This window comes from Microbacterium sp. ISL-59 (genome assembly GCF_018613945.1).
GTDB classification, from domain to species: domain Bacteria; phylum Actinomycetota; class Actinomycetes; order Actinomycetales; family Microbacteriaceae; genus Microbacterium; species Microbacterium oxydans_B.
This window is the reverse complement of record NZ_JAGGPG010000002.1, coordinates 1578345-1600777: the sequence shown is the minus strand read 5'-3', so window position 1 is coordinate 1600777 and position 22433 is coordinate 1578345. Positions and strand designations below refer to the sequence as shown.

At 68.9% G+C, this 22433-nt stretch carries 19 protein-coding genes; 5 read left to right on the top strand and 14 right to left on the bottom strand.

The window, feature by feature from the left end; all coding sequences use genetic code 11:
* The first annotated feature begins 61 nt into the window (after positions 1-61).
* The 4 genes from J7E45_RS11775 to J7E45_RS11760 are packed head-to-tail and all read left to right on the top strand — an operon-like array spanning position 62 to position 5173.
* Positions 62-2332 carry a cation-translocating P-type ATPase gene (locus J7E45_RS11775; protein WP_215069359.1) on the top strand — a complete coding sequence of 757 codons (2271 nt, stop codon included), beginning with the start codon at positions 62-64 and terminating at the stop codon, positions 2330-2332.
* A gap of 54 nt (positions 2333-2386) precedes the next feature.
* Positions 2387-2662 (top strand): YHS domain-containing protein, encoded by a 276-nt coding sequence (locus J7E45_RS11770; protein ID WP_167632733.1) that lies wholly within the window; start codon positions 2387-2389, stop codon positions 2660-2662.
* 14 nt (positions 2663-2676) lie between these two features.
* Positions 2677-4833: a heavy metal translocating P-type ATPase gene (locus J7E45_RS11765; protein WP_215069357.1), complete on the top strand. Its 2157-nt coding sequence runs from the start codon at positions 2677-2679 to the stop codon at positions 4831-4833.
* Positions 4834-4861: 28 nt separating this feature from the next.
* Entirely contained in the window at positions 4862-5173 is a 312-nt protein-coding gene (locus J7E45_RS11760) for a metal-sensitive transcriptional regulator (RefSeq protein ID WP_215069355.1), read from the top strand.
* A gap of 38 nt (positions 5174-5211) precedes the next feature.
* Here the strand turns inward: J7E45_RS11760 and J7E45_RS11755 are convergent, their stop codons facing one another.
* From J7E45_RS11755 to J7E45_RS11725, 7 genes are all read right to left on the bottom strand, one after another.
* Positions 5212-6456 (bottom strand): type II toxin-antitoxin system HipA family toxin, encoded by a 1245-nt coding sequence (locus J7E45_RS11755; RefSeq protein ID WP_215069353.1) that lies wholly within the window; start codon positions 6454-6456, stop codon positions 5212-5214.
* A complete protein-coding gene (locus tag J7E45_RS11750; protein ID WP_215069351.1) occupies positions 6440-6784 on the bottom strand; it encodes a helix-turn-helix transcriptional regulator in 345 nt (114 codons plus the stop codon). Before J7E45_RS11750 ends, J7E45_RS11755 begins: the two co-directional genes overlap by 17 nt.
* Positions 6785-6871: 87 nt before the next feature.
* A complete protein-coding gene (locus J7E45_RS11745; protein WP_215069794.1) occupies positions 6872-7783 on the bottom strand; it encodes an aldose 1-epimerase family protein in 912 nt (303 codons plus the stop codon).
* Positions 7784-7788: 5 nt separating this feature from the next.
* Positions 7789-9312: an L-arabinose isomerase gene (araA, locus tag J7E45_RS11740; protein ID WP_215069349.1), complete on the bottom strand. Its 1524-nt coding sequence runs from the start codon at positions 9310-9312 to the stop codon at positions 7789-7791.
* A gap of 9 nt (positions 9313-9321) precedes the next feature.
* Positions 9322-10905, bottom strand: coding sequence for a xylulokinase (locus J7E45_RS11735; protein WP_215069347.1), 1584 nt, complete (start codon positions 10903-10905; stop codon positions 9322-9324).
* Positions 10902-11621: an L-ribulose-5-phosphate 4-epimerase gene (locus J7E45_RS11730; protein ID WP_091032064.1), complete on the bottom strand. Its 720-nt coding sequence runs from the start codon at positions 11619-11621 to the stop codon at positions 10902-10904. Before J7E45_RS11730 ends, J7E45_RS11735 begins: the two co-directional genes overlap by 4 nt.
* A gap of 84 nt (positions 11622-11705) precedes the next feature.
* Positions 11706-12716 (bottom strand): LacI family DNA-binding transcriptional regulator, encoded by a 1011-nt coding sequence (locus tag J7E45_RS11725; RefSeq protein WP_215069345.1) that lies wholly within the window; start codon positions 12714-12716, stop codon positions 11706-11708.
* 57 nt (positions 12717-12773) lie between these two features.
* On the opposite strand from J7E45_RS11725, the gene J7E45_RS11720 reads away from it, so the two are divergent.
* The gene (locus tag J7E45_RS11720; RefSeq protein WP_215069343.1) at positions 12774-13619 is read left to right on the top strand and encodes an NAD(P)-dependent oxidoreductase; all 846 of its coding nucleotides are present in this window, start codon (positions 12774-12776) and stop codon (positions 13617-13619) included.
* A 45-nt stretch (positions 13620-13664) separates the two neighbouring features.
* Here J7E45_RS11720 and J7E45_RS11715 read toward each other — a convergent pair whose 3' ends face one another.
* The 7 genes from J7E45_RS11715 to J7E45_RS11685 form a co-directional block, all read right to left on the bottom strand.
* Positions 13665-14702, bottom strand: a complete 1038-nt coding sequence (locus tag J7E45_RS11715) for an ABC transporter permease (RefSeq protein WP_215069341.1) — start codon at positions 14700-14702, stop codon at positions 13665-13667.
* Positions 14699-15775: an ABC transporter permease gene (locus J7E45_RS11710; RefSeq protein ID WP_215069339.1), complete on the bottom strand. Its 1077-nt coding sequence runs from the start codon at positions 15773-15775 to the stop codon at positions 14699-14701. Before J7E45_RS11710 ends, J7E45_RS11715 begins: the two co-directional genes overlap by 4 nt.
* Positions 15772-17406 (bottom strand): sugar ABC transporter ATP-binding protein, encoded by a 1635-nt coding sequence (locus J7E45_RS11705; RefSeq protein ID WP_215069338.1) that lies wholly within the window; start codon positions 17404-17406, stop codon positions 15772-15774. The genes J7E45_RS11710 and J7E45_RS11705 overlap by 4 nt, the downstream gene beginning before the upstream one ends.
* Positions 17407-17478: 72 nt before the next feature.
* Positions 17479-18480 (bottom strand): substrate-binding domain-containing protein, encoded by a 1002-nt coding sequence (locus tag J7E45_RS11700; RefSeq protein ID WP_091032086.1) that lies wholly within the window; start codon positions 18478-18480, stop codon positions 17479-17481.
* Positions 18481-18661: 181 nt separating this feature from the next.
* Complete coding sequence (locus J7E45_RS11695) at positions 18662-20203, bottom strand: sugar ABC transporter ATP-binding protein (protein ID WP_091032089.1); 1542 nt, start codon at positions 20201-20203, stop codon at positions 18662-18664.
* Positions 20203-21222 carry a LacI family DNA-binding transcriptional regulator gene (locus J7E45_RS11690; protein ID WP_215069337.1) on the bottom strand — a complete coding sequence of 340 codons (1020 nt, stop codon included), beginning with the start codon at positions 21220-21222 and terminating at the stop codon, positions 20203-20205. The genes J7E45_RS11695 and J7E45_RS11690 overlap by 1 nt, the downstream gene beginning before the upstream one ends.
* A gap of 145 nt (positions 21223-21367) precedes the next feature.
* Complete coding sequence (locus J7E45_RS11685; RefSeq protein WP_091032094.1) at positions 21368-22393, bottom strand: LacI family DNA-binding transcriptional regulator; 1026 nt, start codon at positions 22391-22393, stop codon at positions 21368-21370.
* Between the last annotated feature and the right edge of the window lie 40 nt (positions 22394-22433).

Genomic DNA, 22433 nt, shown 5'->3' with positions numbered 1-22433 from the left:
CGCCCGGCCGCCGGCCATCCACCGCGGCCCCGAGCAACAGTCAGAGCAGAAAGAGAAGGACATGAGCACATCAGCACCCTCGAGCGTGGGGTCCGGCGTCGAGTTGGAGATCGGCGGGATGACCTGCGCCTCCTGCGCGATGCGGATCGAGAAGAAGCTCAACAAGCTCGAGGGCGTCGTGGCGACCGTGAACTATGCGACCGAGAAGGCGAAGGTCACGGTTCCCGACGGCTACGACCCGGCACTGCTGATCGCCGAGGTCGAGAAGACCGGCTACTCGGCCGCACTGCCGGCGCCGAAGGGCAAGCGCGCAGACGCCGGAGCGACCGGTGACGCCGAGGGCGAGGATCCGGAGCTGCGCTCGCTGCGCAACCGGCTGATCGGCTCCGTCGTGCTGACGGTGCCCGTGATCGCGATGGCGATGATCCCCGCGCTGCAGTTCATGTACTGGCAGTGGGCTTCTCTCGCCCTGGCCGCGCCCGTGATCATCTGGGCGGCCTGGCCGTTCCACAAGGCCGCGTGGACGAACCTCCGCCACGGCGCCGCGACGATGGACACGCTCATCTCGATGGGCACCTCGGCCGCGTTCCTGTGGTCGCTGTACGCACTGTTCTTCGGCACCGCGGGTACGCCGGGCATGACGCACCCCTTCGAGTTCGCGCTCGCCCCCTCCGACGGAGCGGCCAACATCTACCTCGAGGTGGGTGCCGGGGTGACGATGTTCATCCTCGCCGGGCGCTACTTCGAGAAGCGCTCCAAGAAGCAGGCGGGTGCCGCCCTGCGCGCTCTCCTCGAACTCGGAGCGAAGGAAGTGGCCGTCCTGCGCGGCGGCGTCGAGACGAAGATCCCCGTCGAAGACCTGCAGGTCGGCGACGAGTTCATCGTGCGACCGGGCGAGAAGATCGCCACCGACGGCATCGTCGTCTCCGGCACTTCGGCCGTGGATGCATCCATGCTCACGGGCGAGGCCGTGCCGGTCGAGGTCGCCGAGGGCGACTCCGTCACAGGCGCCACGACGAACGTCGGCGGTCGACTCGTGGTGCGGGCGACCCGCATCGGGTCGGACACGCAGCTGGCGCAGATGGCGCAGCTCGTCGAAGACGCGCAGACCGGGAAGGCCGAGGTGCAGCGGCTCGCCGACCGCATCTCCGGCGTGTTCGTGCCCATCGTCATCGTGATCGCGGTCGTGGCGCTCGGCGGCTGGCTCGGTGCCGGATTCCCGGTGACCGCGGCATTCACGGCGGCCGTCGCCGTGCTCGTGATCGCCTGCCCGTGCGCGCTCGGTCTCGCCACCCCCACCGCTCTGCTGGTCGGCACCGGACGCGGCGCGCAGATGGGCGTGCTCATCAAGGGCCCGGAGGTTCTCGAATCCACCCGCAAGATCGACACCGTCGTGCTGGACAAGACCGGAACGGTCACGACCGGCAGGATGACCCTCGTCGACGTGTTCGTCGAGGACGGCACCGATCGCGCGGAGCTGCTCCGGCTCGCCGGCGCACTGGAGGATGCCTCCGAGCACCCCATCGCGCAGGCCATCGCCAAGGGCGCGACCCAGGAGGTCGGTGCACTGCCGACACCCGAGGACTTCGCGAACATCGAGGGCAAGGGCGTGCAGGGCGTCGTCGACGGTCACGCCGTGCTGGTGGGCCGTGACTCGCTCCTCGCCGAGTGGTCGCAGAAGCTCAGCCGCGAGCTCGCCTCGACCAAGGCACGCGCCGAGGGCGAGGGCAAGACCGTCGTCGCGGTCGGCTGGGACGGGCAGGCACGCGGCATCCTCGTGGTGGCCGACACCGTCAAGCCCAGCAGCGCCGAGGCGATCGCCCAGTTCAAGGCGATCGGCTTGACCCCCATCCTGCTCACCGGCGACAACGAGGCGGTCGCCCGCCAGATCGCCGCCGAAGTGGGCATCGAAGAGGTCATCGCCGAGGTCCTCCCGAAGGACAAGGTCGACGTCGTCACCCGACTGCAGCGCGAGGGCAAGACCGTCGCGATGATCGGCGACGGCGTCAACGACGCCCCTGCCCTCGCTCAGGCCGACCTCGGTCTCGCCATGGGCACCGGCGCGGACGTCGCGATCGAAGCATCCGACATCACCCTGGTGCGGGGCGACCTGCGCAGCGCCGTCGATGCGATCCGACTGTCGCGCAAGACCCTCGGAACCATCAAGACCAACCTGTTCTGGGCCTTCGCCTACAACGTCGCGGCGATCCCCGTCGCGGCGCTCGGGATGCTGAACCCGATGCTCGCCGGTGCGGCCATGGCGCTCTCGAGCGTCTTCGTCGTCGGCAACAGCCTGCGCCTGCGCGGCTTCAAGAGCATCGCCAAGCCCTGACGCACCTTCCGCCACCACCGACCCCCACCGAAGAATGAGAGAGGAATCACCCGCATGACGAACGACACCGAGGCACCCGCCAGCTGTTGCAGCACCACCGCAGTGAACCCCGCCGCAGCAGGAAACGGACGCGCGAACCTGCTGGCCGGCGGTGCGAGTGACGATCTGACGACCTGCCCGGTCATGGTCGGCAACCCGGTCAGCAAGAAGGCCGCAGAGGCGGCGGGCCTCTTCCGCGATCACGAGGGCGAGCGGTACCACTTCTGCTGCGCCGGATGCGGGCCGGCCTTCGACTCCGACCCCGCCAAGTACGCCGCCAACATGGCCTGAGAGAGGATGACCCCATGACCGATCCGCATGCGCACCACCACTCGCCCGCGCACTCGATGGATGCCCCGGAGGCTGCGCACGAGAACCACGGCGGCCACGAGAACCACGGCGATCACGAGAGCCATGGCGATCACGAGGCGCACGAGAACCACGGCGGTCATGGGGGTCACTCAGGTCACGGCGGGCACGCAGGTCACGGCGACCATGTCGGTCAGTTCCGTCGCCTGTTCTGGATCAACCTGGTCATCGCGGTTCCCGTGGTGGCGTTCTCGCCGATGTTCGCGATGATCTTCGGCTACGAGGTCCCCGGGTGGGCGCGGTTCATCGCGCCGGTGTTGGGCACGGTCATGTACGTCTGGGGCGGCTGGCCCTTCCTCACCGGCGCCGTCAGCGAGCTCAAGTCGCGCAAGCCGGGCATGATGCTCCTCATCGGCCTCGCCATCACGGTGGCGTTCCTCGCCTCGTGGGGCGCGACGCTGGGACTCCTCCATCACGAGCTCGAGTTCTGGTGGGAGCTCGCACTCCTCATCGTCATCATGCTGCTCGGCCACTGGATCGAGATGCGGTCGCTCGCGCAGACCACGTCGGCACTCGACTCGCTCGCCGCCCTGCTGCCGGATGAGGCCGAGCGCGTCGAGGGCGACACCGTCGTCACCGTCTCTCCCGCCGATCTCGTCGTCGGCGATGTCGTGGTCGTCCGTCCCGGCGGAAGCATCCCGGCCGACGGCCGCATCATCGACGGCACCGCGGCCATGGACGAGTCCATGGTCACCGGCGAATCCCGTCCGGTCACCCGCGCCACGGGAGACACCGTCACGGCGGGAACCGTCGCCACCGACTCGGGCCTGCGCGTCGAGATCACGGCCACCGGCGACGACACCGCCCTGGCCGGCATCCAGCGACTGGTCACCGAGGCGCAGAACTCCTCCTCGCGCGCCCAGCGCATCGCCGACCGCGCGGCCGCGCTGCTGTTCTGGTTCGCCCTGCTCTCCGCCGCACTCACCGCTGTCATCTGGACCCTGGTCGGGAACCCGGATGCCGCCGTGGTGCGCAGCATCACCGTCCTCGTCATCGCCTGCCCGCACGCACTGGGCCTCGCGATCCCGCTGGTCGTGTCGATCGCCACCGAGCGCGCGGCTCGCGGAGGCGTCCTGATCAAGGACCGCCTGGCACTGGAGAGCATGCGCACGGTCGATGCCGTGCTCTTCGACAAGACCGGCACGCTCACCAAGGGAGCGCCGACGGTGACCGCCGTCGAGCCGACCGGCGACCTCGACGCCGACCGCCTGCTGCTCCTCGCCGCATCCGCCGAGGCCGACAGCGAGCATCCTCTCGCCCGCGCCATCGTGCGGGCCGCCCAGGAGAAGGGCACCGCTCTCGCGAAGGCATCCGGGTTCACCTCGTCGCCCGCGGTCGGCGTGACGGCGACGGTCGACGGCCGCGAGGTCCGCGTCGGCGGCCCGAAGCTCCTCGACGAGGTCGGCGGGCAGGAGATCCCGGCCGCGGATCAGTGGCGCGGCGAGGGCGCCATCATCCTGCACGTCGTGGTCGACGGACAGGTCGTGGGCGGACTGAAGCTCGCCGACGAGGTGCGCCCGGAATCGCAGCAGGCCGTGGATGCCCTGCACCGGCTCGGCGTCGAGGTGGTCATGATCACCGGCGACGCCCAGGCCGTCGCCGAGTCGGTCGCCGCCGAGCTCGGCATCGACCGGGTGTTCGCCGGCGTGCGCCCCGAAGACAAGTCGAGGAAGGTCGCCGAGCTGCAGGCCGAGGGCAAGAAGGTCGCGATGGTCGGTGACGGCGTCAACGACGCTCCCGCCCTCGCCCAGGCCGACGTGGGCATCGCGATCGGCGCGGGGACGGATGTCGCCATCGCCTCGGCCGGCGTGATCCTCGCGAGCTCCGACCCGCGGTCGGTGGTCTCCGTGATCGAGCTGTCCCGCGCCGCGTACCGCAAGATGAAGCAGAACCTGTGGTGGGCGGCCGGCTACAACCTGCTCTCGGTTCCGCTCGCCGCCGGCGTGCTGGCGCCCATCGGATTCGTCCTGCCCATGTCGGTCGGGGCTATCCTGATGTCCCTGTCGACCGTCGTCGTGGCGCTGAACGCCCAGCTGCTGCGACGCATCGACATCACCCCCGAAGCGAGCACGCGCGCCGTCCTCGGCCGCTGAACCCGATCATGCGACGAAGGAAGCAGAGATGACCCCCGAAGCGACGGCCGACGAACACGCCTACGGCTACATCACCGACAAGACCAAGTACCTGAACCGGATGCGTCGCATCGAAGGTCAGGCCCGCGGGATCACGAAGATGGTCGACGACGAGAAGTACTGCATCGACATCCTCACCCAGATCAGTGCGCTCACGAGCGCACTGCAGGCGGTGGCCGTCGGCCTTCTCGACGACCATCTCAAGCACTGCGTCGTGGACGCCGCTCGCATGGGCGGCGACGACGCCGACGCGAAGATCAAGGAAGCGTCGGACGCGATCGCGCGGCTCGTGCGGTCCTGAGCATCATCCGCGCATCGAGCAGGCGCACCTCCAGGAACTCAGCGTCCCCCGAACCCGTAGAGCGTGCCCGGGTTGAGGAACTGCCTCCCCCAGAGGAGGCTGCGATCCGCTGAGGTCAATCGTCCATGTTCCACGGCGGCCCCCCAGTCCTCGCGAATGACCCCTTCGATCCGTTCCAGGATGCTCGTCGCCCCAGCCTCGGTGAGTCCGTAGAGGCTTCTCGCGGACAGGAGGTCAGCGAAGTTGTTGCTCCGCGATCCCCGCCTGTCGTAGGCGATGGCCTGCGACGCGGTCTCCCCGCTGCGCCTCATGGGCGACAGGTCGTACGCCGGACTGAGGATGGCCCTCTTCCCGTCCCACAAGGCGGCGTGATTGCGGAGATGGTCGTCGGAGTTGGAGATCGCCATGTTGAAGGCGATGCGGGTGAACAGCTCTGCGGCTGTTCCTTCGGGCGCCCGGTGAACCCGCAGCGAGTCCAAGAAGTCCACGTAGCTTCCGCTCCGCGCCTGCAGCTCGTCGAGGCCGGTCATCGTCAGGGCGCTGACGGCGAACACGCGCTGATCCACGGCGACGCGGTCGAATCTCTCGACGAGCAGGACACTGCGACCGAGTACGCTTTCGACGCGAGTCTCGGCGACGTTGATACCCGCTCGTCGAGCGAGGAACATGCTCGCTGCCTCTGCACCGACGACCGGGAAGTTGTCATTGGACGCGGTGAACTTCGCGATGTACTCGCGGTCACCATCGCGGAGGATGGCTTTCGGGCGCGCTCCACCCATCGCGGTGCCACTCAGCAGGGCCCGCTCGAGCTCGTAGGGCAGGTCTGCCCCCTCATCGACGCTGTCGGCAGCGGCGAGAAGCTCATCCAGTCGCGCCGGCGCAGCGTTGCGGGGGACGTACTCCGTCGGCGACAGTTGAAAGTCGATGGCCCCGAACCTGTTGGACCCGGAGCGCAGGAGGTAGGTGCGCTCATCCAGGTCGCCGGTATCCACGTCCGTGCCACGATCGCCGGTCACCTGATATTGCACGACGCGGCGCCCCCACGCATCCGGCGAGGCGTCACGGATCGCTCCGGGCAGCCCGAGCGAACCTGTCGGGCCATACGTGTCGCCCGACAACGGAAGGGTCGGCGACAGAGACACGGCGTTCTCCCGATTCCGATACAGCCGTCCGTAACCGAATGAGAACTGGCCAGGGGCGTTCTCTCGCAGCCTCCCCGCGGGCACGGGGTCGGTCTCGCCGGGCAGCCACGCCCAGACATAGATGTCAGAAGTCGAGGCCATCGCCGTCATCCCTCCGCGGTCGGTCGACACGCGCAGGCAACAGGGCGAGGCGCTCTTCACCGCGGCGACGTAGAGCGATCAGTTCACTGGGGTCGTCGACGCCGAACAGGGGTACGCCGACGATGGTGGCGACGTTGAAGACCGTTCCGATGCTGGTCGCGGCACTACCGCGCTCGATCGAGTTCAGTGTCGTGCGGGATATGCCGGCGATGCCCGCAAGCTCGTCGGCTGTCATGCCGCGGCTCGCGCGCGCCATTCGGATCTGCTGGCCCAACACGGCGAGCGCGTCTTCAGCAGCTCGTGACGTTCCCACTCGCACTCTGCCCATGTCCAATAGATTAGACCTAAATATTGTTTATGTCTAAAGTATTGGACGAGTAGTGCGATCATCGGGCTGAGGGAAGCCCGAACTCTCCTACACCGCGAAGATCCGCCACGACGCCGCGTGCGTCGCCCCGGCGTCCAGTGTCACGAGATCCACGCCGGAGTTGAACGCGTCGGGCGGGCACGTCATCGGCTCGACCGCGAGGCCGATGCGGTGAGTGTCCGCGACGGCGGGAGTGTCCGCAGTGTGCACCTGCACCCACGGGCAGCGCTCGTCCCACGCCATCCCGACCCCGCGACCGTCGGCGGCCGTCAGCCGCACCTCGGCCAGACCGCCGTCGCGGGCGAGGCCGGTGAAGGCATGATCGATGAAGACGTCGCCGATGGGGCGCGCCGAGCGGAAGTCCCACTCCGGATGCTGCGACACCGGCTCGACGGCGACCGGGCTCAGCCGGTCGGGGGTGACCGTGAGCACCTCGGATGCCGGGAGCAGCAGGGTCCAGTCGTCGACGCAGCCCTGGCCGGCCACGAGATACGGGTGCGGACCGGTGCCCCAGGGCGCGGCATCCGCCCCGACGTTGTGCGCGGTCACCGTCTGCTGCAGCCCCTCGGCATCGAGCCGGTACTCGACCTCGACCTCGACACGGAACGGGTACCCGGTCTGCGGCAGGATCACGGCGGCCAGCACGACCCGGTCGTCGAGCACCAGACGGTCTTCGAACTCGACCCAGGCGAGCAGGCCGTGCAGCGCATGCGCGCGTTCCGGCTCGGTGAGCGCCAGCTGCTGCTCCTCTCCGCCGAACGAGTAGCGTCCGTCGACGATGCGGTTCGGCCACGGGGCCAGCGTCGCGCCGCGGTATCCGGGGCGCACGGCATCCGCATCGAACGGCACCACAAGATCGCGCTCTTCGAACGTGAGCGTCCGCAGCGTCGCACCGATGCTGGCGATCACGGCCTCGTACCCGTGCGCGGCGATCCGCAGCTGACGGCCGGAGCGCGGCATCGTCGTCACAGGCCCTGAGCCAGCCGGTAGTAGGCCTGGTTCCAGCGGACCTGCTTCTGGAACTCGGGCAGCGTGGTGCTGTCGTCGATCACGAGCAGCTCGACCTCGGCCATCTCGGCGAAGTCGCGGAACGCCTCGATCCCGACCGCGGTCGACATGACCGTGTGGTGGGCGGCACCAGCGGTGAGCCAGGCGGCGGCGCTGGTGGTGAAGTCGGGCTGCGGCTTCCAGACCGCGCGTCCGACCGGGAGCTTCGGCAGCGCGGCCCGCGGCGGCACGTTCTCGACCACGTTCGCGGTGAGGCGGAAACGGTCGCGCATGTCGCTGAGCGCCACCACGACGGCGGGGCCGGGATCAGCCGTGAAGACCAGGCGCACCGGGTCGTCCTTGCCGCCGATGCCGAGCGGGTGGATCTCGAGCGTCGGCTTCGCGGAGGTCAGCGACGGGGAGACCTCGAGCATGTGCGCACCGAGGATCAGCTCGTCGCCCGGGGTCATGTCGTAGGTGTAGTCCTCCATCAGGCTCGCGCCGCCGGGCAGACCCGCACCCATCACGTTCGCGATGCGCACGAGCACGGCGGTCTTCCAGTCGCCCTCAGCACCGAAGCCGTAGCCCTCGGCCATCAGCCGCTGCACCGCGAGACCGGGCAGCTGCTTCAGCGCACCGAGGTCTTCGAACGACGTCGTGAACGCCCCGAAGCCGCCCTCCTCGAGGAACGACCGCAGCCCGATCTCGATCGCCGCGCCGTCGCGCAGCGACTCGTGCCGCTCGCCGCCCTTCTGCAGCTCGGGCACGACCTCGTACAGCTCCTCGTACTCGGCGACGAGCGCGTCGATGTCGGAGGCGGATGCCGCGGCCACGGCCTCTGCCAGCTCGTTCACGCCCCACGTGTTCACCTGCACGCCGAACCGCAGCTCGGCCTCGGTCTTGTCACCCTCGGTCACCGCGACGAAGCGCATGTTGTCGCCGAAGCGCGCGAGCTTCAGGTCGCGCGAGGCCGCGAGGCCCGCCGCCGCCCGCTGCCAGGTACCGAGCTCGCTGCGCAGGCGCGGGTCGGACGCATGCCCGACGATGGTCTTGCGCGGCACACCCAGGCGCGTCTGGATGTATCCGAACTCTCGGTCGCCGTGCGCCGCCTGGTTCAGGTTCATGAAGTCGAAGTCGATGTCGGCCCAGGGCAGCTCGACGTTGGCCTGCGTGTGCAGGTGCGCGAGCGGCTTCTGCAGCGCGTCGAGTCCGGCGATCCACATCTTCGCCGGGCTGAACGTGTGCATCCACGCCACGAGACCGATCACGCGGTCGTCGGCGTTGGCCTCCAGTGCGGTGCGCTTGATGGCCGCGGCATCCGTCAGCACCGGCTTCCAGACGATCCGGACCGGGACCTCGGGCGACTCGTCGAGCAGTCGCGCGATCTCCTGCGACTGCGCCGCGACCTGCGCGAGCGTCTCGGGACCGTAGAGGTGCTGGCTGCCGGTGAGGAACCAGACCTCGTAGCCGTCGAGGGAGGTGGTGAGCGGAGTGCGGGTCATGAACGGTCCTTACAGGGATTCGACGGCGGCGGCCTCGATGGCCAGGCCCGCTCGGTAGCGGTCGAGATAGGCGGAGAACCCGGCGACATCGGCCGGGTCGGGGTCGGCGGTGCTGAGGGATGCCGTGGCGAACACCCGCTGGTCGAGGTAGTCCGCCAGCGAGAGGTCTTCGGCGTGAGAAAGGTAGGAGGCGAGCACGGCGATGCCCCACGCGCCACCCTCCGCGGCGAGCTCGCCGACCGCGACCGGAGCATCGAGCGCACCCGCGAGGAAGCGCTGGGCGACCCCGGCCGTGCGGAACATGCCTCCGTGCGCGAACATCCGGTCGAGCTGCACACCCTCCGCCGCGAGCACCTGCATGCCGAGCGCGAGCGTGCCGAACACGCCGTAGACCTGGGCGCGCATGAAGTTCGCGAGCGTCAGTGCGCTGTCGGGGGTGCGCACGAACAGCGGACGCCCCTCGATCAGGCCGGCGATCGGCTCGCCCGCGAGGTGGTTGTAGGCGAGGAGGCCACCGGCATCCACTTCGCCCTCGAGCGCCTCGCGGAACAGGACGTCGAACGCGGCATCGTCGTCGATCGGCTGACCGGCCGCGGCGGCGAAGCGCGTGAACAGACCCGCCCAGGCAGCGAGCTCGCTGGCGCCGTTGTTGCAGTGAACCATCGCCACGGCATCGCCCGCCGGCGTGGTCACGAGGTCGAGCTCGTGGTGCACCTCGGCCAGCGGATGCTCCAGCACGACCATCGCGAAGATGCTCGTGCCCGCGCTCACGTTGCCGGTGCGCGGGGCGACGGAGTTCGTCGCGACCATGCCCGTTCCCGCATCACCCTCGGGCGGGCACAGCGGGAGGCCGGGGCGCAGTGCGCCGCTCGGGTCGAGGAGGGCCGCGCCGTCGACAGTGAGGGTGCCGGCCGCGGCCCCCGCGGGGAGCACACTCGGCAGGAGCTGGGCGGCCGGCGCGGGCAGACGTTCGCCCGCGAGCGTGTCATAGGCGTGCAGCATCCGCGCGTCGTAGTCACCGGTCGCGGCATCGATCGGGAACATGCCCGAGGCGTCGCCGACCCCGAGCACCCGCTCGCCCGTGAGGCGGTGGTGCACATAGCCGGCGAGGGTGTTCACGCTCGCGACCCGGGCGAGATGCGGCTCAGCGTCGAGCACGGCCTGGTGCAGGTGCGCGATCGACCAGCGCAGCGGGATGTTCACGCCGAACAGCTCCCCCAGCTCGGCGGAGGCCGCGCCCGTGCTGGTGTTGCGCCAGGTGCGGAACGGCACGAGCAGCTCGCCGGACTCGTCGAACGCCAGGTAGCCGTGCATCATGGCCGAGACCCCGATGGCGCCGAACGTGTCGGGACGGATGCCGTGGCGCTCCTGCGCATCGTCGACCAGAGCCGCGTACGCCGCCTGGAGGCCGCGCCACACCTCGTCGATCGCGTAGGTCCAGCGGCCGTCTTCGAGGCGGTTCTCCCACGAGAACGAGCCTGTGGCGAGGACCTCGGTCGCATCGGCCCCGATCAGGCAGGCCTTGATGCGGGTCGAGCCCAGCTCGATGCCGAGGCTCGTGCGCCCCTCGCGGATGTCGTCGAGCGCACTCATCGGCGGGTGTCCTCGGACTGGCCGTACACATTCTGATATCGGTCGAACAGGCTGTCGATCGCGGCCTGCGGAATCGGGATGAGCGGTCCGGCCTCGCGGGCGAGGTGCACCGTGCGGGCGACGTCCTCGACCATGACGGCGGCCTTCACGGCGTCCTCCGCATCCGCGCCGATCGTGAACGGACCGTGGTTCTGCATGAGCACCGCGCGGGAGCGGTGACCGCTGAGCGTCTCGACGATGCCACGGCCGATCGAGTCGTCGCCGATGATCGCGAAGGGGCCGATCGGGACGGGCCCGCCGAACTCGTCGGCCATCGCGGTGATGACGCAGGGGATCTCCTCGCCTCGCGCCGCCCACGCGACGGCGTAGGTCGAGTGCGTGTGCACGACCCCGCCGACGGTCGGCATGTGCCGGTACACGTAGGCGTGCGCTGCGGTGTCGCTCGACGGCGAGCGGTCGCTGCCGGGCGTGCCGGGGATGACGTTGCCGTCGAGGTCGCACAGGATCATGTTCGAGGCGGTGAGGTCGTCGTAGCTCACACCGCTCGGCTTGATCACGAAGAGGTCGGCGCCGGGCACGCGGCCCGAGATGTTGCCGCCCGTCCAGATGACCAGGCCGTAGCGGACCAGTTCGCCGTGCAGACGGGCCACATCCGCGCGGACGACCGCGATCGCGTGCTCGATGTCGGGTTCGAAGGTGGGGGCGTCGTCGCTCACAGCTGCCTCTGGGTTCGCGTCCGGCCACTGTGACCGGTCACAGAAGTCTGTCACGGGAGCGCTCGCGGCGTCAAGGATTGGGCATCAGCGGGGCGGAGCCACGGAGGCGCGGGAGACCAGCACCGGAGCGACGGGGGCGAGAGCGGATGCCGCGGTCGCGGTTCCGCCGATCGCGGCGGCGACGGCCCGACGCGCGAGCTCCTCGAAGTCCTGCCGCACGGTGGTGAGCGGCGGCCAGTAGTACGCGGCATCCGGGGCATCGTCGAACCCGACCACGCTGACATCACCCGGAACCGTGAGCCCCGCCTCGTGCAGGGCACTCAGCAGGCCGAGCGCCATCTGGTCGTTCGCCGCGAACACCGCCGTGACCCCGGAATCGCGAACCGCCTCGACCGCCGCATACCCCGACCCTGCCGACCAGTCCCCGGCGATCACGGGCCCCGGCGTCAACCCGCGAGCGGCGAGCTCTGCGGCGAAACCTTCGGCGCGCGACTCCGCCTCGAGCCAGTCCGCCGGCCCCGCGAGGTGCGCGATGCGGGTGTGTCCGGCGTCGGCGAGCGCGGCGACGGCCAACCGCGCGCCTGCGGCCTGATCCACCGAGAGTCCGGTCGCGCCGAGTCCGGCGGAGTGCAGCGTCACGACCGGCACGTCGATGCGCAGCGCGGCGAGCGCCTCCAACGTCTGGGCGTGCGGGGCGACGACGACGATCCCCTCCACCCCCTGCACGACGAGGTGGTCGACCGCCGCGACGACGGCCGCGACATCCGCCGCATCCGCGAAGGCCGCGCTCACCCAGTACCCGGCCTCGCGGGCCGAAGCCTCCAGCGCGGCGAGGCTGCGCGAAGGCCCGTACTGCAGCGCATCCGAGGCCAGCACGCCGAGCGTCCGCGAACGCCGGGTGCCGAGCGCGCGGGCGGCGTTGTTCATGCGGTAGCCGAGCTCGGCCATCGCGGCGAGCACGCGATCCTTGGTGTCGGTGGCGACGTCGGGGTGGTCGTTCAGCACCCTCGACACGGTCTGCCGGGACACGCCTGCACGGGCGGCGACATCGCGGACGCCGATGGGTCGGCTGCGGCCGCTGTTCGTGTCACTCACGCCGACGAGTGTACGACGCCCGGTCCACTCCGCCCGCCGCCGTGCCACTCTGGTGACATGCGCATCGCTCTCACCGGCTCGTCCGGCAAGCTCGGCCGCGTCGTCGCGCGGGAACTCCGTGCGAACGGCTACGAAGTCATCGGCATGGACCTCACCGGCACCCGCGGCCCCGACTTCGTGCAGGTCGACCTGACCGACTACGGCCAGGTCGTCGACGCGTTCACGGCGGTCGGCGACAGGCACGACGGCATCGACGCGGTGGTGCACCTCGGGGCGATCCCGGCCCCCGGCATCCGCACCGACGTCGCGACCTTCCACAACAACATGCCGGCCACGTTCAACGTGTTCTGGGCGGCCGTGCGCCTCGGCATCCGACGCATCGTGTACGCGTCGAGCGAGACGGTGCTCGGGTTGCCGTTCGACGTGCCGCCGCCCTACGTACCGGTCGACGAGGACTACCCCGCGCGGCCGGAATCCGTCTACTCGCTCGTGAAGACGCTCGAGGAGCAGCTCGCGACCGAACTCGTGCGCTGGCACCCCGACCTGTCGATCACGGCCCTGCGGTTCTCGAACGTGATGATCCCCGAGGACTACGCCGAGTTCCCCTCGTTCGACGCCGACGCCCTCGGGCGCAAGTGGAACCTGTGGGGCTACATCGACGCCCGCGACGGCGCCCAGGCGGTGCAACGGTCGCTCGAGGTCGCAGCCCCCGGATTCGACCGGTTCATCATCGCGGCGGCCGACACGGTGATGTCGCGGCCCAACGACGAACTGCTCGCCGAGGTCTTCCCCGACGTGCCGAAGCGCCGCGAGTTCGGCCCGAACGAGACGCTGCTGTCGATCGACCGCGCACGCCGGATCCTCGGCTACGACCCGCAGCACTCCTGGCGCGACCACGTGTGACGTCGGGCCGGAGGCCGGCCCGACGTCACACCACGCGTCTCGGGGCTACTCCCGTTTTCGGGTGACCGCGCGCTGCAGCAGCACGAAGACGAGCAGGATGCCGCCGGTGATGATGGTCGTCATCTCCGGCGGGATGCCGCCGTCGCGCGTGATGAGCACGGTCATGAGACCGAGCACCAGCGCTCCGACGACCGAGCCGAGCACGTAGCCATAGGCCCCGGTCAGCACGGTTCCGCCGATCACGGCCGCCGCGATCGCGTCGAGCTCCCAGCCGATGCCGGTGATGTTCTGGGCGGTGCCGAGCCGGGCGGTGTAGAGCACGGCGGCGAGGCCGGCGAGCGATCCGCTGATCACGTAGACGAGAACCTTGGTGCGCGCCACGGGGAGACCCATCAGCAGCGCGGAGTTCTCGGATCCGCCGATCGCGTAGACGGTGCGCCCTGTGCGGGTGCGGTGCAGCACGAAGAAGGCGACGAGCACGACGACGATCGCGATGATCACTGCCGGGGTGATGACGAGGTCGTTCACCTTCGGTCCGTCGATGATCTTAATCTTCTCGGCGATCAGGCGGATCGGCGAATCCGCCGGGAGCTGCTCCGGCTTGGTGCTCAGCAGGGAGGCGAGGCCGCGTCCGAGGAACATCATGGCGAGAGTCGCGATGAAGGGCTGCACGTTGAAGTACCGGATCAGCACGCCGGAGACGAGGCCGAAGAGCCCGCCGATGCCGATCATGAGCACGATCACGACGAACGGATTCCACCCGGCGTTCGAGAGCATGACCCCCGCGACCGACGAGACCGCGATGACCGAGCCCACCGACAGGTCGATGCCGCCCGTGAGGATGACGAAGGTGAGAGCGACCGCGAGCACGATGAGGTGCGCGTTGTTGATGAGCAGGTTCGACAGCGTGCTCGCCTGCACGATCTTCCCGTAGGCGATCTCGCCGTAGACGATCATGCCGACGAAGATGATCACCGAGGCGATGGTCGGGACGACCGACGGATTCGACGTGAGCTGTCGGCGGATCCGATCGACGAAACTCGGGCCGGCACTCTGGACTGGTGCGGCGGCGATGACGCTCATACTGCAGCCTCCTTCACGATCTCGACTCGCGGTGAGGGCGTCTGCGCCTTCTTGCGACGTTGGAACCAGCTGCGCACCCGCTCGGACTGCAGCAGGCAGATGGCGACGATCACGATCGCCTTGAACGCCGGGGTGGCCGACGACGAGACGCCGAGGAACAGCACGGTCTTGTCGAGGGTCGCGATCAGGAGAGCACCGACGAAGGCGCCGCTGAGCGAGAACTTGCCACCGGCGAGCGAGGCGCCGCCGATGACCACGGCGAGGATCGCGTCCAGCTCGAGCTGGTAGCCGGTGCGGGAGATGTCGACCGTCATGACGCTGCCGACCGACATCACCCCGGCGATGCCCGCGAGGATGCCGCTGAGCACGTAGGTCGTCAGCAGCAGCCCCTTCGGCTTGATTCCGGCCATCCGGCTCGCCTTCGGGTTGATGCCGATCGCCTCGATCATGAGACCGAGGGCGCTGCGGCGCACCACCCATGCGACGACCAGGACGATCGCCACGGCGAGGATGAACACCACGGGGATGCCGATGACGAAGCCGTTCGCGATCCAGCGGAACGGATCGCTCGACGCCGCCGTGTTCTGGCCTCCGGTGATGACCTTGGCGATACCCCGCCCGGCGAGCATCAGCACGAGTGTGGCGATGAAGGGTTGGAGGCCGACGTAGGCGACGAGGATGCCGTTCACCGCGCCGAGGATGGCGGTGACGAGCAGCGCGAGACCGACGGCGGCGAGGGCGACACCGACCGATCCGGAATCGCCCGCTGCGGCGAGGAACTCCATCGACACGGCTCCGGCGACAGCCATCAGCGAGCCGACCGAGAGGTCGATGCCGCCGGTCGCGATCACGAGTGACATGCCGATCGCGATCATCATGATGGGTGCCGCCTGGCGGAGGATGTCGACCAGGTTGCCGACGAGGTTGCCGTTGTTCGGGTTGATCGAGATCGCGAGATAGGTCGGATCCTTGAGCACGTTCAGGGCGAGCAGCGCGACGATCGCGACGATCCCCCAGAAGAACGGCTTGCGGATCAGGTCACGCCACACGGACGCACGAGCGGATGCGCTCATCGGGTCTCCCCCTCGAGGGTTTCGGGTTGCACATCGGAAGCGGCGGCCGGTGCGACATGGGCGACCTCGATCGCGTCGAGTTCCTCCTCGAGAGTGGTGGCCGCGGCCTCCACTCCGTGGGCGGCGATCACGTCGACGATCTCCTGCGCGGTCACATCGGGGCCGTTCAGGATCTCACCGATCTTGCTGTGGTCCTTCAGGACGACGATCCGCTCGGAGAGGCGCACGACCTCTTCGAGCTCGGACGAGACGAAGACCACGGCGACCCCCTGGTCGGCGAGTTCCGCGACGGCCTCCTGGATCTCGGCTTTCGCACCGACATCGATACCTCGGGTGGGTTCATCCAGGATCAGCAGCTCCGGCTCCGTCGCGAGCCAGCGTCCGAGGAGCACCTTCTGCTGATTGCCGCCCGAGAGGTTCTTGATCATCCGTTCCGGATCGGCGGGGCGCACGTTGAGGGCCGCGATGTACTTGTCGACGATCGCGTCCTGCTCCTTGCGCGGCATCGGCCGTGCCCAGCCGCGCTTGGCCTGGACGGCGAGGATCATGTTCTCGCGGATCGTGAGATCGCCGATGATGCCCTCGTCCCGACGGTTCTCGGTCGAGAACGCGATGCGCTGTGCGAGGGCGGCGGACGGCGACGAGAGGTCGACCTTGCGCCCCTTGACGGTGATCTGGCCGGACTCGCTGCGGTCCGCACCGTAGAGCAGACGCGCGAGCTCGGTGCGCCCGGAGCCGAGGAGTCCGGCGAAGCCGACGACCTCTCCTGGCCGGATGTCGAGGTCGGTGGCATGCACGGCGCCGGCGCGGGAGATGCCGGATGCCGAGAGGAAGGTCGCCTCGTCGGCGTCGCGCGGGGTGGTGCGACGGTTGCCGCCGAGCGACTTCAGCGTGTCGAGGTCCTTGCCGATCATCCGGGAGATGAGGGCGTGCCTGTCGAGGTCACGGGTGAGGTACTCCCCCTCGTACTTCCCGTTGCGCAGGACGGTGAGACGATCGCTGATCGCATAGATCTGGTCGAGGAAGTGCGAGACGAAGAGGATCGCGACGCCCTGGTCGCGCAGGGTGCGCATCACGGTGAAGAGACCTTCGACCTCTGCCGCGTCGAGGCTGGAAGTCGGCTCGTCGAGGATGAGGACCTTGGCCTTGATCGCCATGGCCCGGCTGATCGCGACGAGCTGCTGCATCGCGATCGAGAGCGTCGAGAGTGGCTGGTGGGTGTCGAGGTGGTCCAGGCCGAGCCGGGCGAGCGCCTCGGTGGCGGCGCGATGCGTGGCTCGCCAGTTGACGCCGAGGACTCCGCGCACCTCGTGCCCGAGCATGACGTTCTCACCGATGCTGAGGTTGGGGGCGAGGTTCACCTCCTGGTAGACGGTCGAGATCCCGGCGGCCTGCGCGTCGCTCGTGCCGCCGAAGCTGCGCTCCTGACCGGCGACGACGATCGATCCGGAGTCGATGCGGTAGACACCAGTGAGGGCTTTGATCAGCGTCGACTTGCCCGCGCCGTTCTCGCCCATGAGAGCGTGCACCTCACCCTGGAAGAGGCGGAAGTCGACTCCGTCGAGCGCCTTCACTCCGGGGAATTCGATGGTGATCCCGCGCATCTCGACGATGGGCAGTTCTTCGTTCATCGTTGTCTCTCCGTCTATCCGGTCTCGGGGGGCGGCGCGGTCGGCGCCGCCCCCGAGATCACGGGGTGATGCTCAGTACTTGCGGTCCGCCAGAACGGCCTTGGCCGCATCCGCCGAGTCGAATGCCTCGCTCGGAACGATGATGTAGGACTCGACCGAGTCGCCGGCGAGAGCCTTCTCGACGACCTCGAGTGCGGTCTCACCGAACAGCGGGTTGTACTCGTGCACGTAGCTGAGCTGACCGTCGGCGAGCGCCTGCATGGCGTTCTTGGTGCCGTCGATCGTGGCGATCTTCACATCGGTGCCGATGACCAGACCGGCTTCCTCTGCGGCCTGGGCTGCGCCGAGACCCATCTCGTCGTTCTGGGCGAAGACGAACTGGATGTCGTTGTTGTTGGCCTTGAGCATGGTCTCGAAGACGCTCTTGCCCTCTTCGGCCGACCAGTTGGCGGTCTGCGCGTCGACCTTCTTCAGCGTGGAGCCCTCGAGGCCCTCGTCGAAGCCCTGGTTGCGCTCGTTCACGACGCCGACACCGGCGGGACCCTCGAGGACGACGTAGTTGCCGCCGTCGGGGAACTCGGCCGCGGCCCAGGTCCCGACCTCCTTGGCGACCTCGATGTTGTCGGGAGCGATGCGGGTGACGTACATGCTGGTGTCATCGGGCTCGATACCGCGGTCGAGCAGGATCACCGGGATCTCTGCCTCCTGGGCGAGCTTGAGGGAGTCCTCCCAGCCGCTGGCCTCGGTCGCCGACAGGAGGATCACGTCGACGTCCTCGTCGACGAACGACGTGAACGCGTCGATCTGCGACTTCTGGTCGAGGTTCGTGGCGGGCGCGTACTTCAGGTTGTAGCCGGCCTCTTTCGTGAACGTGTCCTGGATGTTGCTCTCGTTCGCCTGGCGCCATGCACCCTCGGGGCCGACGGCGACGAAGCCGACAGTGGTGAGCTCGCCCGAGTCGCCGGAGTCACCGGCGTCGTCGTTTCCTCCGCTCGAGCATGCGGCCAGGCCGAGCGCGAGCGCGCCGACGGCGACGAGCCCCAGAACTGTACGAGTGCGCTTCATTGCAGACATTTGATCTCCTCCTCGAGATTCCGGGTCGTTTCCCGGGGGTGGACCGTGCCGGTCCGGATGTGATGACGGGACACCTGGAGGGCGTCGCGCGGTTCATGTTACCGGGAACAATTTTCGGAACACAAGCACTTCTGATGATTCGGGGACGGTTCGTGATGAATTCGTTGTTACCGGACACATCTCAGTCGTCCAGCGGATCCAGTTCTGCGGCGATCAGCTCCACGACGCTGTCGACCGTCACCGCGGGGCCGTTGCTGAGCTCGCCGATCTTGTCGCGGTCTTTGAGCACGACGATCCGGTCGCTGAGGCGCACGACCTCCTCGAGCTCAGAAGAGATGAAGACCACTCCGACCCCATCCCCGGCGAGCTGGCTGATCCGTCGCTGGATGTCGAGCTTCGCCGCGATGTCGATGCCGCGGGTGGGCTCGTCGAGGATCAGCACGTGCGGTCTGGTCGCCAGCGCGCGCGCCAGCAGCAGCTTCTGCTGCGTGCCCCCGGAGAGGTGGCCTGCGGGTCTCCCGAGATCGGCCGGGTCGAGGTGCAGCGTCTCGATGTACGTTTCGGCGAGCGCCGCGATCTCCGACGGCGACAACGGTCTCGTCCATCCGCGCAGCGCCTGCAGGGAGAGCACGATGTTCTCGCGTGCGCTGAGGTCGGCGATGATGCCGTCCGTTCTCCTGTTCTCGACCGACATCGCGATACGGCTCTTGAGCGCAGCCGAGGGACTCCGCAGCTGCACGCGTTCGCCGTCGACCCTGAGCTGACCGCTGTCCGCACGGACCGACCCGCCCAGCAGCGAGGCCAGCTCGGTGCGCCCGGAACCGCGAAGTCCCGCGAGCCCGACGATCTCTCCCCGATACACGTCGATGTCGGTCGGATCCAGTTCCCCGCGGCGACCGACACCCGTCGCCCGCAGCGCAGGTTCTCCGTCGGCCGCGTAGTGATGCGCCTTGCGCTCGGAACCGAGCGCGCGCAGCGCCTCGAGATCCTTGCCCAGCATCTGCGAGATGAGGTCGGCGCGCTCAAGCTCGCGCGTGGGGGTCTCGGCGATCCGACGCCCGCCGCGCAGCACCGTCATCCGGTCGCTGATCGAGAAGGCCTGCTCGAGGAAATGCGAGACGAACAGGATCGCGACTCCGCGGTCGCGCAGCCCTCTGATCACCCGCATCAGCAGATCGACCTCGGCACGGTCCAGGCTCGACGTCGGCTCGTCGAGGACGAGGATCCGCGGATCGTCGACCATCGAGCGGGCGAGCGCGACCAGCTGCTTCTGAGCGGGCGACAGCATCGTCATCGGCGTCCGCGGATCCATGTCGTCCAGACCGAGTCGAGACAGCGCGTCCGCGGCGTCCGCCCTCGTGCGCTTCCAATCGATGCCGAAGCGTCCGCGTCGTTCCCGTCCGAGCATGACGTTCTCCGCCACGCTCAGTGTCGGACCGAGCTGACCCTCCTGGAACACCGTCGCTATGCCGGCCGCCCTCGCATCGGCGACGCCCGAGAACCGGCGCTCCTCCCCCGCCACGACGACGGTTCCGGCGACCGGGGTGCGCGTTCCGGTGATCACGCCGATCAGCGTCGACTTGCCGGCGCCGTTCTCGCCCATCAGCGCGTGCACCTCGCCGGGGAACAGCCGGAAATCGATGTCGTCGAGCGCGACGACATCGGAGAACTCGACGCGGATGCCGGTGAGTTCGACGATCGGGGTGTGAGCGTGCGGTGCCATCAGCGCACCTGCCGGGGAGCGGCGCTGGAGCCGCGGGCGACGAGTTCGGTCGGGATGCGGGTCAGCTGCGGCAGCTCGCGCTCTTCGAGAGCCGCGCGGAGCATCTCGACGACGGCGGCGCCGAGAGCGGCGAAGTCCTGTCTGACCGTCGTCAGCGGCGGTAGGAAGTGGCGGGCGAGCGGCACATCGTCGAAGCCGACCACGCTGAGGTCCTTCGGAACCTCGAATCCCCGATCGTGCAGGCCGTGGATGAGACCGATCGCCATGTCGTCGTTCGCGACGAAGACAGCCGTGTAGTCCGGCAGCCGGGTGAGTCCTTTCGCGAAGTCGTAGGTGAAGTCGGCGGTCCAGTCGCCCACCACGATCGGACGCTCGCGGATGCCCCAGGACTTGGCCCTGGTGTGGAATGCGCGTTCCCGGGCTCTGGCGTCGAGCCAGTCGAGAGGACCCGCGATGTGGAGGATGTCACGATGCCCGAGGGCGACCAGGTGATCGACCACCAGCGAGGTGCCCGCGTGCTGATCGACCGACACCGTGAGGAAGGTGGGATCGGCATCCGCCTTGACGACGAGCATGGGCACGTTCAGCGAGATGCGCCGGAGCGCCGCGACCGACGACGACCGGGGAGCGATCACACACAACGCGTCGACACCCTGAGTGGTGAGGTTGTCGACCGCATCCTGCGGCGACAGGGTGTCACCCTCATGCAGGGCGACGGCGCTGACCGAGTAGCCCGAGGTGCGCGCGGCCATCTCGACGGCGCGGAGGATGCTGGTGGGCCCGAACGACACGGCACTCTCGATGATCACGCCGATGCGGTGCGTGCGCTGGGTCGCGAGCGCCCTGGCCACCATGTTCGGCCGATAGTCGAGCTCTTCGATCGCCTCGAGCACGCGCCGACGAGTGTCCGGCTTGATGTTCGGATGGTCGTTGAGCACCCGAGACACGGTCATGTGCGAGACGCCGGCGAGATCCGCCACGTGGCGGAGACCGGGTTTGTCGGAGCCGAGGCTGGCCATGAGCACCTCCGTCGGTCCCGCCTGCAGAGATGTTACCGAGAACAGCCTCAGCCGTGCAATCGAGCAGTGCGGCGCACCGGACCCCACCGCGCACGTCGGCGAGGCCCGCTCGTCTGACGCGCGCGCTCCGGTGCGCGCCGGGAGGTCAGCCCCGCGGCGCGGCGGTCGAGGCGCGGACGCGGAGTTCGGGCTGGATCAGCTCGCGCGCCTCGATCTGCTCGCCCTCGATCGCGGCGAGCAGCTCGCCGATGACGACCTCGCCCAGTAGCGCGAAGTGCTGACGCACCGTGGTCAGCGGAGGCTGGTAGTGCCGAGCGTCCGGCACGTCGTCGAACCCGACCACGCTCACGTCCTCCGGCACGCGGATGCCGCGCTCCGCCAGCCCGTGCATGAGCCCGAGCGCCATCTGGTCGTTGGCGACGAACACCGCCGTCGCCTCTCCGAGCTCGAGCTCGCGGCCGAAGGCGTATCCGGAATCGGAGGACCAATCGCCGATGAGCGGTGGCACGACCGGCAACCCCTCCGCCTCGAGCGCCGCCTGCCAGGCCTCGGTCCGCGCCTTCGCATCGAACCAGTCGGGCGGGCCGGCGATATGCAGGATCGTGCGATGCCCGAGGTCGATCAGATGACGCACCGCCGCCGTCGCCCCTGCTCGCTGGTCGACCGATGCCGTGTGCATCTGCCCGTCGGGCTCTTCCTTGACGACCAGGGTGGGCACCGCGATCGCCTGCCGGCGCAACAGATCGAGCGAAGAGGCACGCGGCGCGATCACGCACAGAGCGTCGACGCCCTGAGTGACGAGTTCGACGACACCCGCATCGACCCGGCGACCGTCGGCATCACCCACCGAGAAGCTGCTCACGGCGTAGCCGCTCTGCCGGGCAGCGACCTCGATCGCCCGCAGGACACTGCTCGGTCCGTAGAAGCCCGGGTTGTCGACGATCACGCCGATCCGCATCGCCCGGTTGGTCGCGAGGGCGCGCGCTATCGAGCTGCGCGTGAAGTGCATCTCGTCGATCGCGGTCATCACCTTGTCTCGGGTGGACGCGCGGATGTTCGGGTGACCGTTGAGCACGCGCGACACCGTCATGTGCGAGACTCCCGCACGCTCCGCCACGTCATAGATGCTCGGCTTGCGAGCCCCGGCGGCAGATGCGGAATCGGTGGTCATGAAGCCCCCCTCGCACGATGACCGCGAACGGTACAACGAT

Bases quoted from the DNA above. Each gene is read 5' to 3' on its own strand.
- J7E45_RS11765 (WP_215069357.1), top strand. From the start codon at position 2,677: ATGACCGATCCGCATGCGCACCACCACTCGCCCGCGCACTCGATGGAT.
- araA (WP_215069349.1), bottom strand. From the start codon at position 9,312: ATGACCCGCACTCCGCTCACCACCTCCCTCGACGGCTACGAGGTCTGG.
- J7E45_RS11685 (WP_091032094.1), bottom strand. From the start codon at position 22,393: ATGACCACCGATTCCGCATCTGCCGCCGGGGCTCGCAAGCCGAGCATC.
- J7E45_RS11710 (WP_215069339.1), bottom strand. From the start codon at position 15,775: ATGAGCGCATCCGCTCGTGCGTCCGTGTGGCGTGACCTGATCCGCAAG.
- J7E45_RS11735 (WP_215069347.1), bottom strand. From the start codon at position 10,905: ATGAGTGCGCTCGACGACATCCGCGAGGGGCGCACGAGCCTCGGCATC.
- J7E45_RS11705 (WP_215069338.1), bottom strand. From the start codon at position 17,406: ATGAACGAAGAACTGCCCATCGTCGAGATGCGCGGGATCACCATCGAA.
- J7E45_RS11745 (WP_215069794.1), bottom strand. From the start codon at position 7,783: ATGCCGCGCTCCGGCCGTCAGCTGCGGATCGCCGCGCACGGGTACGAG.
- J7E45_RS11760 (WP_215069355.1), top strand. From the start codon at position 4,862: ATGACCCCCGAAGCGACGGCCGACGAACACGCCTACGGCTACATCACC.
- J7E45_RS11715 (WP_215069341.1), bottom strand. From the start codon at position 14,702: ATGAGCGTCATCGCCGCCGCACCAGTCCAGAGTGCCGGCCCGAGTTTC.
- J7E45_RS11695 (WP_091032089.1), bottom strand. From the start codon at position 20,203: ATGGCACCGCACGCTCACACCCCGATCGTCGAACTCACCGGCATCCGC.
- J7E45_RS11755 (WP_215069353.1), bottom strand. From the start codon at position 6,456: ATGGCCTCGACTTCTGACATCTATGTCTGGGCGTGGCTGCCCGGCGAG.
- J7E45_RS11775 (WP_215069359.1), top strand. From the start codon at position 62: ATGAGCACATCAGCACCCTCGAGCGTGGGGTCCGGCGTCGAGTTGGAG.
- J7E45_RS11750 (WP_215069351.1), bottom strand. From the start codon at position 6,784: ATGGGCAGAGTGCGAGTGGGAACGTCACGAGCTGCTGAAGACGCGCTC.
- J7E45_RS11720 (WP_215069343.1), top strand. From the start codon at position 12,774: ATGCGCATCGCTCTCACCGGCTCGTCCGGCAAGCTCGGCCGCGTCGTC.
- J7E45_RS11770 (WP_167632733.1), top strand. From the start codon at position 2,387: ATGACGAACGACACCGAGGCACCCGCCAGCTGTTGCAGCACCACCGCA.
- J7E45_RS11700 (WP_091032086.1), bottom strand. From the start codon at position 18,480: ATGTCTGCAATGAAGCGCACTCGTACAGTTCTGGGGCTCGTCGCCGTC.
- J7E45_RS11690 (WP_215069337.1), bottom strand. From the start codon at position 21,222: ATGGCCAGCCTCGGCTCCGACAAACCCGGTCTCCGCCACGTGGCGGAT.